This window comes from Fulvivirga sp. (assembly GCF_040220315.1).
Lineage (GTDB): Bacteria > Bacteroidota > Bacteroidia > Cytophagales > Cyclobacteriaceae > Fulvivirga.
This window is the reverse complement of record NZ_JAVJUY010000369.1, coordinates 1-13,951: the sequence shown is the minus strand read 5'-3', so window position 1 is coordinate 13,951 and position 13,951 is coordinate 1. Positions and strand designations below refer to the sequence as shown.

The 13,951-nt window shown below is 36.6% G+C and carries 14 protein-coding genes; 6 read left to right on the top strand and 8 right to left on the bottom strand.

Translation table 11 applies throughout. The features are described 5' to 3' along the window. From RLO81_RS19230 to RLO81_RS19210, 5 genes are all read right to left on the bottom strand, one after another. Positions 1 to 259 (bottom strand): flavoprotein (locus RLO81_RS19230; protein WP_350115674.1); only part of this gene is annotated, 259 nt, incomplete at its 3' end. A gap of 10 nt (positions 260 to 269) precedes the next feature. Next, complete coding sequence (locus tag RLO81_RS19225; protein ID WP_205723462.1) at positions 270 to 593, bottom strand: DNA-directed RNA polymerase subunit omega; 324 nt, start codon at positions 591 to 593, stop codon at positions 270 to 272. Between the two features lie 11 nt (positions 594 to 604). After that, complete coding sequence (locus tag RLO81_RS19220) at positions 605 to 1,402, bottom strand: outer membrane protein assembly factor BamD (RefSeq protein ID WP_350115671.1); 798 nt, start codon at positions 1,400 to 1,402, stop codon at positions 605 to 607. 112 nt (positions 1,403 to 1,514) lie between these two features. Then, positions 1,515 to 2,225, bottom strand: a complete 711-nt coding sequence (locus tag RLO81_RS19215) for a T9SS type A sorting domain-containing protein (RefSeq protein ID WP_350115668.1) — start codon at positions 2,223 to 2,225, stop codon at positions 1,515 to 1,517. 77 nt (positions 2,226 to 2,302) lie between these two features. After that, positions 2,303 to 3,955 (bottom strand): OstA-like protein, encoded by a 1,653-nt coding sequence (locus RLO81_RS19210; protein WP_350115665.1) that lies wholly within the window; start codon positions 3,953 to 3,955, stop codon positions 2,303 to 2,305. Between the two features lie 46 nt (positions 3,956 to 4,001). Between RLO81_RS19210 and tilS the strand changes: the two genes are divergently transcribed. The 6 genes from tilS to RLO81_RS19180 all read left to right on the top strand — a co-directional run bounded on the left by tilS (position 4,002) and on the right by RLO81_RS19180 (position 11,230). Then, on the top strand, positions 4,002 to 5,318 hold the full coding sequence (gene tilS, locus RLO81_RS19205; protein ID WP_350115663.1) for a tRNA lysidine(34) synthetase TilS: 1,317 nt from the start codon (positions 4,002 to 4,004) through the stop codon (positions 5,316 to 5,318). After that, positions 5,311 to 5,832, top strand: coding sequence for a Crp/Fnr family transcriptional regulator (locus RLO81_RS19200; RefSeq protein WP_350115660.1), 522 nt, complete (start codon positions 5,311 to 5,313; stop codon positions 5,830 to 5,832). The genes tilS and RLO81_RS19200 overlap by 8 nt, the downstream gene beginning before the upstream one ends. An 89-nt stretch (positions 5,833 to 5,921) precedes the next feature. Further along, complete coding sequence (gene mdh / locus RLO81_RS19195; protein WP_350115657.1) at positions 5,922 to 6,842, top strand: malate dehydrogenase; 921 nt, start codon at positions 5,922 to 5,924, stop codon at positions 6,840 to 6,842. Between the two features lie 93 nt (positions 6,843 to 6,935). Then, positions 6,936 to 9,416, top strand: a complete 2,481-nt coding sequence (locus RLO81_RS19190; protein ID WP_350115654.1) for an ATP-binding protein — start codon at positions 6,936 to 6,938, stop codon at positions 9,414 to 9,416. Between the two features lie 56 nt (positions 9,417 to 9,472). After that, the gene (locus tag RLO81_RS19185; protein ID WP_350115651.1) at positions 9,473 to 10,567 is read left to right on the top strand and encodes a helix-turn-helix domain-containing protein; all 1,095 of its coding nucleotides are present in this window, start codon (positions 9,473 to 9,475) and stop codon (positions 10,565 to 10,567) included. Positions 10,568 to 10,621: 54 nt separating this feature from the next. Beyond that, the gene (locus RLO81_RS19180; RefSeq protein ID WP_350115648.1) at positions 10,622 to 11,230 is read left to right on the top strand and encodes a DUF998 domain-containing protein; all 609 of its coding nucleotides are present in this window, start codon (positions 10,622 to 10,624) and stop codon (positions 11,228 to 11,230) included. Here the strand turns inward: RLO81_RS19180 and RLO81_RS19175 are convergent. The 3 genes from RLO81_RS19175 to RLO81_RS19165 all read right to left on the bottom strand — a co-directional run. Continuing rightward, positions 11,217 to 12,302 carry a hypothetical protein gene (locus RLO81_RS19175; RefSeq protein ID WP_350115645.1) on the bottom strand — a complete coding sequence of 362 codons (1,086 nt, stop codon included), beginning with the start codon at positions 12,300 to 12,302 and terminating at the stop codon, positions 11,217 to 11,219. The genes RLO81_RS19180 and RLO81_RS19175 overlap by 14 nt on opposite strands. A 54-nt stretch (positions 12,303 to 12,356) precedes the next feature. Further along, positions 12,357 to 13,151 (bottom strand): helix-turn-helix domain-containing protein, encoded by a 795-nt coding sequence (locus RLO81_RS19170; RefSeq protein WP_350115642.1) that lies wholly within the window; start codon positions 13,149 to 13,151, stop codon positions 12,357 to 12,359. A gap of 99 nt (positions 13,152 to 13,250) precedes the next feature. Continuing rightward, positions 13,251 to 13,951 (bottom strand): hypothetical protein (locus RLO81_RS19165; protein WP_350115639.1); only part of this gene is annotated, 701 nt, incomplete at its 5' end.

Genomic DNA, 13,951 nt, shown 5'->3' with positions numbered 1-13,951 from the left:
CTATTACTATCAAATCAGCCCAAAGGCCTAAATCTACGTGGTTCGTCCATTCCCCGGTTTCTGTGTTACTAAACTTGTTTAATACCGGATTTTTGGAAAGTGTAGCTAGGGTGAGAGGAGTGATAAAATCAAGTGCAGAGTCGGTCATCACTACCTTAACCTCCGCACCTGCTTTTACCAGTAGTCTGACTAGTAAAGCAGACTTATATGCAGCGATGCTTCCACATACTCCGATAATTATTTTTTTACCCTGGAGCATGTGAGCACTATTAAAGTTCTAACTTATTCTCTTCTTCTTCTCTGTAACGGAAGTCAACTTTATCTTCAAGAAATTCTTCAATTGCTACATTGGTAGACTTTGGAAGTCTTTCATAGAATTTAGAAATTTCTATTTGCTCTCTGTTTTCGAAGATTTCTTCCAGGTTATCTACAGTAGATGCGAATTCAGCAAGTTTTGCATTTAATTCTTCTTTCACATTCACTGCAACCTGTCTTGCTCTCTTTCCGATAATTACAATAGACTCATAGATGTTACCTGATTTCTCAGCAATCTTGTCTGTGTCTCTTGTTACGATTGATGCTTGAATAGCCATATTATTCTAATTTAATTATTCTTTGCTAGTTGATTTAGTTTACTTAGGCTGTCGCCATATTTTTTGTCTGCCTCTCTTAAGTAGGCACTTGAAGGATATAGGTCTAAAAATTCCAAATAAAATTCATTCGCTTTCCTATAACGCTCTTCCTGTTTGGAATAGATACTTTTTTCTGCTAATCTAAACTGAGCCATAAATTTAAGGAATGATATTTCCTCGTTAAATTCAGAATCAGGATAGTCATTTGCAAAACTTTCAAAGGCAACAACAGCAGCCTTGAAATACTCTAATTTGTAATACTGCTTGGCGTTCTCATAGGCCTTTTTTTCTAATTTTTCTTGGATGGCGTTAATTACTTCGGAAGCATCATCCCTAAACTCACTGTTTGGATATCGGTTGATGAAATTCTGCATAGATACTACTGCCTCTATACTGGAAGTCTGATCCAGGTTGTACTCGGGTGAATTAACATAAAGGGAATAAGCTCTCATATACCTTGCTTCCTGGGCAAATTCACTGCGTGCATATGTTTCGTAAAAGGTTTTAAAGTGGTGCGCTGCCAAAAGGTAAAACTCCTGGTAATATTGTGCATAGGCCAAGTAAAATTGTACCTTCTCTCCTTCAGGCAAGCCTCGTATTATAGGTAGGATCTGCTCAAACAAGATGCTTGATCTATAATAGTCTTTATTCTCATAGTAGTTTATCGCAGCATCATACTTCACTTTCCAATCAGGATTTTTTTCAATCCTCCTGAATTTGCTACATGATGCTACTAAAAAAATGATGATAATAAGTAAGAAATGGCGCATTAACCCTCTTTTCAACATAAGCCTGCAAATATAGCTAGTATTTACTAATAATCAACTTAACGTAGTATTCTTAAAACTAGTTTCGGATATAATTATTGGATGGAATCCGCATTTATTTTCTGATAACAATTTTGTGCGTGGTCACACCGTCTCCATCCAAATAAAGCGTGTAGAAATAAACTCCAGGATTAAAATCTTCAGTTACTATTTTAAGTTTGGTTTCGAATGGAGTTAAGTCATACTTACCAATGACACTACCCAATACGTTATGAAGTACAATTTCGGCTTGCACGTCTTCATCTTTAAGGTTGTAATTCAAAATGGCAAATTCGGAAACTGGATTAGGATAAATTTCTTTTAACTGAATTTCGGCAGACTCATAAAGAAATTTTTCCTCGACAGCCTCTTCAATAGTATAATTTACTTCGTATTCAACCGCATCAGACGGATTATCACGGTTATAGATCAGGTATTTGACAGAACTTATTCCTGGTACTAGACCTGCTTCAAGTGTACTTACAAATTTCTTGGAAACTTCCTGTGCCGATATTCTTTTTGAGAGTGGTATCTGCTCCTCTTCCTTGGTTAGGCATTGCCCTTCCCAGCAAATATATGTACTCTGACTTGTACCAATGACTTTATCTAATCTTCTTATGACAATCTGAATAGGTCGGTCAGTGAGGTTTTTAATTGGAATTTCTGCAGCAACTTTTTCGCCAACTTTACCTACAAAGACTTTGTTTGTTTCAACCACCTCGAAACTCTGTGTCATGGCTGGGAAGCCAAACAGAAGTAAAAGAGCTGAAGTGATTAATACACGCATAGTTTCGATACTACATACTAACTGAAATTAGTTTTTTAAGTTATGAAAAAAATAAAATTAATTCAACTTTATCAATGCTAATTATTCTTACTTAAAGGAGACTTTTTTATGCCCTGCGGAACAGGCTTTTGTTTCATGTCTAATTCAACAGGTATTTCATGCGTTGGTGGCCTGGAAACGGGTGGTGTTTTGTCTACTTCTTCTTTGTTTCGCGTATGGTCCAATGCATAAATTGCTTCTTTTTCTGGCCGCTGTTCTATCCGCCAGTTAAAACCTTTCAGCCTGGTTTCTGGTGCTTTTAATTCATGAGGCGGAATAAATGATGCATCTGGGTTAACGTAGAACGAAATGTTATCTGCTTTGTTGAGTTTAAAGTTGATGGTCATTGAACTACAAAATATTTTGTTCATACCAACCAAGGCAGTTTCTTCATCATTTAATGCAAAGAATAAACTCTCACCATTACCTGTTACATCTACTTTTTTAATCTTGCCAGCATTAAAGAATGCCACCATTTCCCTTCCTTTTATTTGATTGAAATTGTCAATACTATCGGTTGAAACAACAAATGAATTCTGGTTCATATTCAAACGATCTATGCTATTATTTGCAATAATCACATTGATAGAATCTGCTGTCATTTGATTTCCTTCCGTCCATAGAACAGGATCATCATAAAAAAATAACATACTATCTGCAGTAACATAGGCAAGGGAATCAGCGATGCCTTGTAAATCTGATTTGTAAATCTGAACATTTTTGTAGGCGAGCAGCCGTTTTTTTGCCGGATCTTTACATTCAATGGCTACCAATGTATCTGCCGTAAGAAAAAGAGTATCTAAATCCATGATTTTTTTCATCAACGCTTTGCCATATACTTTTGCAATTCCCTTGTCCCGATAATAAATGCTGTTTTCACCTGTAATGATTACATCCTGTTCTTTACTAATCATTTCTACTTCGCCAACAGCCCGATATAGTTTCCTGATATCATCCAGAAACAATTGATTACCTGTAAGTGTGTAGGTTTCGGTTTCAACCTCTCCCTTTGCCAAATTAGATTTTCTGATGTTTGTGTTATACTCGCCTTCTTCGTAGATGAACACATTGCCCTCTACATCAGTAAGTACTGTGTGATCACGGAAATATACAATATTGGTTTTGGTATGGTATTGCAGTGTATCGGATTCCAAAGTATAATCAGGGTTTTTTCCAACTACATCTTTCTTAAAAGAAGCCATATTGGTATTTACCTGATAGTAGCCTTTTTCACTGGTAAGTACATTAGCTGAATCTACCAGCTTACCTCCATTATAGTACCTGGCTTGCTGTCTGATACGATCATAGTCAAGAAAATCTGTGTAGAGTGTAACACTTTTTAGTTTCTTAAAAACTACGTCTTCTCGTAATTTGGCCATTTTATTATCACCTGTATAGGTTAAACGCTTGGAGGTAATAGTCACTGAATCGCCTTCAGTAATGCGCACATGCCCAAAGGCATTTACAATGTTTTCCTTTTTATATAGAATAGCTGAGTCACAATAAATAGTGGTTTCATTCTGCTCAAACACAACATTACCTACAAAACGATCGAAGCGCTTGCCGGATTTATCCACCCCACCAATCAGCTTATCGGCCTTTTTAAGTTTTACTTTTTTCTGTGCCTGTACCGTTATGGCAAGGCTAATTGCCAGTAGAATGAATGAATATTTTATTACTAATTTTATCATGTTTGTATCTGGAGTGCAAAACTAATTAAAAATACTTCGTACCTGTATGGTAAACGATTTTTTGAATTTTATCGAGAGTGAAGCGTTGTTTAATAAAAATGACAACTTGTTGGTGGCAGTAAGCGGGGGAAAAGATTCTGTGGTTTTGGTGCATTTGCTGAATAAACTCGGTTTCACCTTCTCAGTTGCACACTGCAATTTTAAGCTGAGGGGCAAAGAGTCGGACGAGGATGAAGTATTTGTTAGGAGCATCTCAAAAAAACTGAAGGTTGATTTTTATTCTAATTCCTTTGATACCAAAAAATATGCCAGCGAAAAGGGTATCTCAACTCAAATGGCTGCGCGCGATCTTAGATATCGTTGGTTTGAAGAATTAATGGAGACACGTAAGTTTGATTACCTGCTAACAGCACATCATTTAAATGATTCTTTCGAAACCGCTTTATTCAATCTTGCGAAAGGTACGGGTGTAGCTGGTTTGCGTGGAATCAAATCTAAGAACGAACCTGTGAGGAGACCGCTTATTCACTTTCCTAAATCAGCGATCGATCATTACGCAAAAGCCAATGCAGTCGATTGGCGGGAGGATTCAAGTAATGAGAGCACGGATTATCAAAGAAATTATTTGAGGCATGAGGTGATCCCGAAATTAATGTCTGTCAATGAGAATTTGTTTGATACTTACAAGATAACGGCAAGCCGGTTAGCTTCACTCGAGGAGGTATTGAAAAACACAGTTATAGCCTTTTCTTCCGAAGTGACTGAAAGATCAGGAGTAAAGGAAATCCCTTTGAAATCAATTGCAATTGTTGAAATTGTTGTTCTGGAAGAATATTTAAAACCTTTTGGATTTAATTTTCAACAATGTGAGAATTTGAAACAACTTGCTCTTGGATCTAATTCGGGAAAGGTTTTTCGGTCTAACGATTTTCAAATAACTATAGATCGTGAACTAGCTCTGTTATCCAGAATAGCTGATACACAAGATTTTGATGTAGTCGTTCATTCATTTGAGTTTGATAAAGTAATAGGATCTAAGCACATTATTTTGAAACCAACTGATGATGTCTCAATCACGCATGTAACCAATACTGAAAAAGTTGATTTAGATAAGCTTAAATTACCATTGAAAATTAGAAGCTGGCAGGAAGGAGACTGGTTTCAACCTTTAGGAATGAAGGGCAAAAAAAAGATGAGTGATTTTATGATTGATGAGAAAATTCCTCTAAACTTGAAATCATCTGTGCTGGTTTTAGAAAGTGAAGGACAGATAGTATGCGTTATTGGTTACCGAATTGACGACCGGTTTAAGCTTACTAACAACAGTAAGAAGGCACTGCAAATCCAGATATATAATGATTAATCCGTTCAAGAAAACATATACCGAGAGAGAGTACAATATTTTTGTATTCCTAGCCAACATGCGTTTGTTTTCTGAGTTGAATTACAAACAGATGGCTCATTTTATACCGCACCTTCATGAAAGAACCTATGAAAAGGACGAGGTAGTATTTTTTAGGAATGACCCCAGCCATGCCCTGTATCTATTGAGAAAGGGAGAAGTTTCATTAAATATAGATATCAACGATACGTTCGAGCATTTAACTGAGATAAAGGCTGGCAATGCCCTTGGCGAGTCGTGCCTGCTTAAAAAGGCAAAAAGGCAACTGAATGCCATTGTTTCTTCAGAAAAAGCAGAATTTTATGTGATTCCACAAGAAAACATATTTTCAATTTTTGAAGATAATATTAAGATTAAGAGTAAAATGCTAGAGGCGTTGGCTGAAATCTATAACGAGTACAACACAAGCCTCTTTTCTGAGTACCGGGCCGCGTCTGGGTTCTTTAATTTGCAGTTGGTTTACAGAAAGGACTGACATAAAAATACAGCCTATATTTAGCTAAATAAGGCCTTATTTCTAACTTTGCGCTGTCTTAAAAATTTAATCATCTAAAGCATAATAATATGAAAGTTACTGTAGTAGGAGCAGGTGCTGTAGGAGCCAGCTGTGCCGAATACATTGCCATTAAAGACTTTGCTTCTGAAGTGGTGTTAATTGATATCAAAGAAGGGTTTGCTGAAGGTAAAGCCATGGATTTGATGCAAACTGCCTCATTAAATGGGTTTGATACAAAAATTACCGGTACCACAAATGATTACAGCAAAACTGCTGATAGCGATATTGCGGTGATTACTTCTGGAATTCCAAGAAAACCTGGTATGACAAGGGAGGAATTAATCTCTACCAATGCCGGTATCGTAAAATCAGTAGCTGAAAATCTAATTAAGCATTCACCTAACGTGATCATCATTGTGGTATCTAACCCAATGGATACCATGACCTATCTTGCACATAAAGCCACCGGCCTGCCTAAGAACAGAATCATAGGAATGGGCGGTGCATTAGATTCTGCAAGGTTTAAATACAGATTGGCTGAGGCATTAGATTGCCCTGCTTCTGATGTTGATGGTATGGTGATAGGTGGGCACAGTGATACTGGAATGATTCCATTAACCAGATTGGCAACAAGAAACAGTGTGCCCGTATCTAAATTCTTGTCTGACGACAAATTGAATTATGTGTTGGAAGAAACTAAAGTGGGTGGTGCTACGCTTACCAAATTATTGGGCACTTCTGCATGGTATGCTCCAGGTGCTGCTGTATCGGCAATGGTTCAGGCTATTGCTTGCGACACTAAGAAAATGTTCCCAAGCTCTTGCATGCTTGACGGTGAGTACGGCTTATCAGACATTTGCATTGGAGTACCAGCAATCATCGGCCGAAATGGTATTGAGAAGATTGTTGAGATTGAACTTGATGCTGCTGAAAAAGCGAAATTGGCTGAAAGTGCAGATGCAGTTAAGAAAACAAATGGCTTGCTTTAAACAAACTACCAGCTAATAACATAAGCCGCTTCTAACTAGCTTAGAAGCGGTTTTTTTATTTACATATCCGAGTAATATGTTTATCTTATAAGTATGTTTCGGCTTTATTCATTCAGTTTGGCAAGGTTTGATTACTTCATGGTACGGTCTTTAGCTCTTGTATTATGCTTCTGTTTAGTCAATTCAGCTCACGCACAGCAAGTAAGTACCAATCAAAAAATAGACAAAGTAATTGATCAGGCGAAGGCAGAGAAGGCTAAATTCAATGCTGATGAAGCTATAAATTTAGCATCTAAATCATTAGAACAATCTCAAAGCAATAGCTACAAAGCCGGAATTATTGAAAGTTTGATGATTATTGGTGAATCCAGAAAACAGAAGTCTGAATTTACCGAGGGCTTGAATAGTTATTTGCAGGCACTTTCTGAGGCTGAAAAGTTAGGCAATAACCAATACAAAATGTTGGTGAATGAGAAGTTGGGTCAACTTTTCTATGATTGGGGCGTGCCTGAAAAAGCTCTATTATATTTTGATGAGGCGCTAAGAATATCACAAAAAGAAAACAAAGCAGACGATCAGCTACTTATTGAAATTGCCGAGACACATATCCAGTTGAGGAATTATTCTGAAACCTTAAGTTACTATCAGCAGCTATTAAGAAGACAGGAAACAAGAAACAGTTATGAGTCGGAAATACGGACATTGAAGAAGATTTCTTCAGTTTACATATTAATGAACGAGCCCGATTATGCTTTAAATACCAATTTGAAAATTCTTGAAAAAAATGAGGCGGCAGAAGACAAGAATAATACTGCGGTAACGCTGAACTCCATCGGGTTTCTTTACCGAGACTTAAATCAACAACAGCAAGCATTAGCGTATTTTGAGCGCGCACTTGAATTAAACCAGCAACTCAATACTAACGGTACGAAGAATGATGAGATAGTTTCTAACTTAATCAATATAGGTGTCGTGCAGCAATCGTTAGGCGATTACCGAGAGTCTATGAAAAGTTTTAGAAATGCTCTGGAGATTAAGGAGGAGAGTGGATCGCCTGTGGAAGTGGCGGTTATGCATAATTATCTTGCTTCCATTAACTACAATCTTGGTAAAAATAGAGAAGCTCTTGATCATTGTGAGGAAGCCATCGGGCTGCTTGAAAAAAGTGATAATAAGAGATTGTTAGCAAGTGTTTACAAAAAGCAATCGGAAATAATGCAGCGAATGGGAAGCTACCAAGAGGCGTTGGCCAGCTATAAAAAATATACTGTGCTAAAAGACAGCATCTTATTCAACGATCAGCTAGCTCAAGAAAATGAGAAGTATAAAGAGTTTATTGCTGAAACTACAGAAAAAGAATCCAAACTTAACATCATTGACCAAGAGATGAAAACCCTGGAATTAACGAACGAAAAAGTAAAGGCGGAGCAGGAGAAGCAGGCAGTAGAGTTGATGTTAAGAGAGCAGGAAGTCAAAAATATTTCCTTGCAAAATGAGCAATTGGCTAAAGAAAGGCAACTTCAAAGGCTGTTGCTGCAACAGGAGAAAATCGAGACTGAACGAAAGGATCAGGAAATACAGCTATTGGAGCAAACTAGAGAGCTTCAGTCGGTTGAAATTCAGAAAAAAAATCTAGAAGAGCAGGAACGTTTAAGAGAAATAGAACTGCAAAAATCTAAACTGGAACTACAAGAGTCACAACTGGAAACGAGCCGGGAAAGGCAACGAAATCTGTATTATGTTGCTGGGCTATTCTTGGTTATTTTGATATTCATATTAGCAGGCTATGTTTATCAGCAGCGTGTAAATTCAAAACTCAAAACTCAGTACGAACAAATTAATGAGCAGAAACAGGAAATAGAAAAGATCAATAAAAACCTGGTAGAGCTGAATGAAGAGAAGAATGATTTAATTGGTATTGTGGCGCATGATTTGAAGAGTCCGTTGAACCAAATAGCAGGTATGCTCGATATTATTAAGATGACTGCTGGTGACAAGGATGATGATCAAAAAGAACTTGTTGAAAAAATTGATAAGTCGGCCAAACGAATGAAGAGCATGGTTACTCAGATTTTGGATGTAAATGCGATAGAGTCAAAGTCTTTAAACATGAATATAATTTCGGTAGCTACAACACCACTTCTTACTGAAATTATCGAACGTTTTGAGCATGCCGCTAAAAAGAAGGAGATAACTATTGAAAGAGCCATTGAGCCTAATCTGCCAAATATAAAAGTGGATGAGGGGTATGCTTCAGAAGTTTTGGAGAATTTGATGTCTAATTCAATAAAATACTCTCCCTTAGGTAAAAAAGTAACCGTTAGAGCGTCAAAAGTAAACAGTAACGTCCGATTGGAATTTAGAGATGAAGGGCAGGGGATTAGTGCAGAGGATATGAAAAAACTCTTTGGCAAATTTCATAAGTTGAGTGCCCGCCCAACGGCAGGCGAAGATTCCACCGGGCTTGGCTTGTCCATTGTAAAGCGCTATGTAGACGCGCTCAATGGCAATGTTTGGTGTGAGAGTGAAGAAGGAAAAGGGGCTAATTTCATTGTGGAATTTCCCGTGGCATAATAGTCCTAGCCTCTAGGCATACACATCTGATTAGTAGTTTTTCTTATTTTAGAAAAATGTTAGAGGCCTTAATTTTTGTTGGTGTACCACACAGTTTATTGCTTATAGCTACAATAGTCTATAATAAACCCATAAGTAAGCCTAATAAATTTTTGATAGGCTGGTTCGTTGTATGCATTTATCACCTCACTTTCTATCGACTTGGGTTGGATGGAAAATGCATTGGCAACGTTTGGCAATCACTGGGTGCTGCTATGCCTATTTTTCATATGGTTATCATTTACCTCTATGTGAACGCGTTGCACAAAACAGTTGCCAAAAATAAGTTGCTTTATAGTGGTGCGATATGTTTAGGCTATTGGATGATTCTGATCATTCTTAACTTTCTTGATATAATCAAAGTAGATGTGATAGCAATTTTACCTGGTTCTAACTCTAACATTTTAGCATTAGTTGTGGCTCCATCATTTCTATTGGTCTTCCTGATTTTTGTACTATTGATAGTAAGGGATGTGAAAGAATTAGGTTTACATCTGCAAAGTATTTATTCAGATAGGAAAAAAATAAGCACACGATGGTTAACCTATTGGGTGGCTTCTTTTCTGGTTATTTCCATTGTAATTATCGTTGGCATCTTACTTTCTGACCTAGGTATTTGGCCATTGAGATCCGCAGTTAAATTGGTATGCTTCTTATTAAGTATGCAAATATTCTTTATTGGTATAGTGGGTATTGGCAATGGTTATTTGTTGAACAATACACCTGAATCAATACGGTATCAAAAATCGGGTTTAACCAAAGATGGATTTGACTCATTAAAAGTGAGACTGAATCAATATCTAACTGAAACTAAACCATACCTCAACAGCGAGCTAAAAGTTCAGGATGTTGCAATTGATCTAAATGTACCCAGCTACCAAATTTCACAAGTAGTTAATGAAGGCTTTAATAAAACCTTTTTCGATTTGATTAATGAATATCGTGTTGATGAATTTAAGCGAAACCTGAACGATCAAAGCTTAGATCATCTTTCGTTGTTGGGAATAGCATTTGAAAGTGGGTTTAACTCTAAATCTTCATTTTACAAGATTTTTAAGTCGCATACTGGCTTAGCTCCATCGGAGTATAAAAAGCGGATAAAGAAGTCCTAGCCTACTGGAAGACCCTCCTAATCGAATTGTAAAGAGTTGATTTGCTCTAAAAACATGAACAAACGAACAATAAGAAAGCTGTTAATTGGTGGGGTTGTACTATTTTGGATTGCCTGCATACTAACGGCATTTTTACATCCTAATTATTCACATCTCAGTCAATATATTAGTGAATTAGGCGCCAAAAATGCCCCTTCCAACTGGTTGATGAATTATTTTGGAATACTTCCAATGGGGTTAGCTTTAGTTTTATTCGGAATCGCTTCCTGGGAAAATGAGCTAGTTAATAAGACAACCAATGTATTGTTTGTAATCTCAGGCTTACTGTTTGCACTCTTGGCCTTCTTTAATTGTGATGTAGGCTGTTCTTTTCAATATTTGAGTACAGAAGCTATTATTCACAACCAATTAGCAATGTTTGCTTTTCTGTTGTTCCTCATGATAGAACTTATACATTTGATTCGTACGTATGTCAAAGCCTCAAAGCTTGAAATACCTACATTGATAGCCTTTGTATTCGGAGTAATTTCGCTCTATTATTTAATATCAGAAGGAATATATTCCGACTACAAAGGGCTATATCAACGAATGTATCTGCTGAGTTTTCACTTCTGGTTTTTATACTTAATATCCAGCCATAAATCGCATGCTAGTTTGAACTAATCAACCTTTCCACATCCGCTCCAAGGTTTGTTAGTTCAGCTGTATTCTCATTTAATAAATCGTCAGCTGCGTTGTTGATTTTTTTAACATTTATTTTTTTCCACCGACTAATATTGCTGCAGAAATCTTCATTGAAGAGCTTGCGAGAAAGATGATGGATCACATAATAGTTGGCTAGTGGGTGGCTGTTCTCACTAGTTTGATTAGCATCATTAATGAATGATTCAACCGTACTAAATAGTGTCTCTTTCGCCAGAATTAATTCAGTGAGTTTGGCCCGATACTCCAAATCTGGACTTTTCAGTTTGGGGTATAATTTCATGTCTACTAAATGCCGACCTTCATGTGCCAGAAAGCTCACCTGAAAGTCTTCTGAGTTAAGATCATACAACTCTCTCACACAAAACAGTTTATTTTCTTCAGCCCAACCTCCGGATCGCCTATTATTCAATGTGGCATAACTGCTCCAGCCATAAGAGATAAAATCCAGCATAAAAACAACCTCTACCTCAAAGCTTTCGTCAGGCATATTGATAGTCACTAAAGAATCTTTTTCATTTTGCCAAATAGGTAAATCTAGCAAACGACCGACCCGGTCCACTTTGCTACGAGTGTGTAAACCACTGCTTGAAATATATGAACTAAGGATATAACCAATGCTGTCTCTACTTGGTCTTTTCCCTTTCATTTCAGTGTAATTTCTCAGTAGAAAAGGCACAACTTGCCCAGCTAATTGGCCGTCAAAGGTTTCTTCAGGATTAAGCATCGATTTTCTCCAGTATGACCTGAACATACTGTTCAGCTGATCTATTTTGTCATTATCAACCGCATATTCTCCCAGATCATTTTCATATTTAAACCGATTCTCAAATTCTCGTTTGAATATGCTGTCCTTTTCATTGAGTTGAGAATATGAAATACTGTCTAATATGGTTAGAGCTGGCTGTATGTTGGCATCCAATCCATAAGCAAATATTTTTTTGTATGGAATTTCAGCTTCACCCTGTGCATTCAATTTCTTCGATAGCACCATGGTGCAAATAATAGTAGCGAATATTAATATCTTTTTCATTGTTTGAGTTTTTTGTAAAGATGGGTGTACTGATGAAGTTAAAATTGTATGATTTTAACTTTTTACAGCTAAGCGAAATTGATGGGGAGGCAGACCGAGTATCGACTTAAATGACCTGATAAAGTGTGCGTCATCAAAAAAGGCCAGTTCTTGAGAAACTCTGCTTATGGAATATTTAGTGTTCAGCAGTAATTTAACTGCCTGCTGTACTTTGCTATTCAACTGATACTCAGAAATAGTTTTTCCTGTTTTTTGTTTGAAAAGCTTGGATAAATAAACGGGGTGAATGCAGACCCTATCTGCAATGTCATTTAATCGGTGAAACTGATCTGTTTCACTATCCAATATCTTGATTGCTTTACTTACCGAATGAGTATGTAATCGATCATTTTCAGTACTAAAACCCTTCAGCCAATCGAGCATATACTCCTCTGAGGCATCCGGATTTTGATGAAGTTTGAAGTTTACAATCAATTGGTAAATGGATTTTTGTTGATTGGTTTTGAATTTAAGAAATGAATTAGGTGGATTGATTTTTAATTCGTAAAACTCACCAATTTGTTTCTTAAACTCAATGTTGAAACACTTGCCATACTCTTCATTAAACGTGTTTTTATGAGAATAGGCTTCTGGTCTAAATAGAATATCACCAGGATTTACCAGCGTATTGTCTGTGCCATTTAATTCTGAATAACAGCCAGTCAACAGCACACTTAAATAGGGATTGTCATGATAATGATCATCAATGTGATGATGAGGGACATGATTAGTAATACTGAAAATAAAATGTTCTGATTCCAGATAATCACTATTGTTACCGAAATACTCACCTTGGCTAAGTCCAATCATAGATACATAAACTTTTGATTTAGACTTAGGACTTTTAAAATGGTTACATATGAATTAATTCAATACTTTAATGAGTAAATATTATATCTAGTATAATATTTATTTAAACCTGAGTGTTTGATTATAACCAGCTAACCTCTCCTTAATTCGTCTTTTCATCCTGGTCTCAATTTCCATATCCAATTCAGACGATAATATTTCTTCTGTTTTCTTAAACTGAGTAATTGCTCTGGTTGTGTCACCCGCTTGCAAACTATAAGAACCTAAAAGGTAATTAAATTCAATAGAATAAGGATAGGCTTTTAAAGCCAGTTCATGAAGCCTAATTCTAATTTTGAAATTCTCGTCTTTTTTCCATCCCACCCAATTTCTAAAATCACGAATGAATTTTTTGCTGAATGGATGAGTCGTAAATTCTTTTTGGGTCTGAAAAAGGCTATCTAAATAGGGTAGGCCGTGGTTTATAAACTTGTTTTTAATCACTGCCATACTCGGAAAAGGAGGGGCACCCATCCATGTGAAAGAAGTATCCATTTCGCTATAAATAGGCTCTAATCTAAATTCTTGATTGGTTTTAAGTGTCTTAGTAAGAAAATCGACCATTAATATATGACTTTGAATAAAGCCCTTCTCAATATTACCTCTTGGTTTACCTAAAATATTTTTAAAGTGTTTATTTAGCAGGCCGAATGATAAATAGTCATACTCGCGCATTCCTGGAAAATGTGCAAAATGTCGATCTGAATATACTAAATGTTCAATCCATTGAGGGTCTATGTTTGGGTGCGGAGAGTACATAC

Excerpts from the sequence above, each read along its gene's own strand:
- RLO81_RS19225 (WP_205723462.1), bottom strand. The coding sequence starts at position 593 with ATGGCTATTCAAGCATCAATCGTAACAAGAGACACAGACAAGATTGCT.
- RLO81_RS19220 (WP_350115671.1), bottom strand. The coding sequence starts at position 1,402 with ATGCGCCATTTCTTACTTATTATCATCATTTTTTTAGTAGCATCATGT.
- RLO81_RS19215 (WP_350115668.1), bottom strand. The coding sequence starts at position 2,225 with ATGCGTGTATTAATCACTTCAGCTCTTTTACTTCTGTTTGGCTTCCCA.
- RLO81_RS19210 (WP_350115665.1), bottom strand. The coding sequence starts at position 3,955 with ATGATAAAATTAGTAATAAAATATTCATTCATTCTACTGGCAATTAGC.
- tilS (WP_350115663.1), top strand. The coding sequence starts at position 4,002 with ATGGTAAACGATTTTTTGAATTTTATCGAGAGTGAAGCGTTGTTTAAT.
- RLO81_RS19200 (WP_350115660.1), top strand. The coding sequence starts at position 5,311 with ATGATTAATCCGTTCAAGAAAACATATACCGAGAGAGAGTACAATATT.
- mdh (WP_350115657.1), top strand. The coding sequence starts at position 5,922 with ATGAAAGTTACTGTAGTAGGAGCAGGTGCTGTAGGAGCCAGCTGTGCC.
- RLO81_RS19190 (WP_350115654.1), top strand. The coding sequence starts at position 6,936 with ATGTTTCGGCTTTATTCATTCAGTTTGGCAAGGTTTGATTACTTCATG.
- RLO81_RS19185 (WP_350115651.1), top strand. The coding sequence starts at position 9,473 with ATGTTAGAGGCCTTAATTTTTGTTGGTGTACCACACAGTTTATTGCTT.
- RLO81_RS19180 (WP_350115648.1), top strand. The coding sequence starts at position 10,622 with ATGAACAAACGAACAATAAGAAAGCTGTTAATTGGTGGGGTTGTACTA.
- RLO81_RS19175 (WP_350115645.1), bottom strand. The coding sequence starts at position 12,302 with ATGAAAAAGATATTAATATTCGCTACTATTATTTGCACCATGGTGCTA.
- RLO81_RS19170 (WP_350115642.1), bottom strand. The coding sequence starts at position 13,151 with ATGATTGGACTTAGCCAAGGTGAGTATTTCGGTAACAATAGTGATTAT.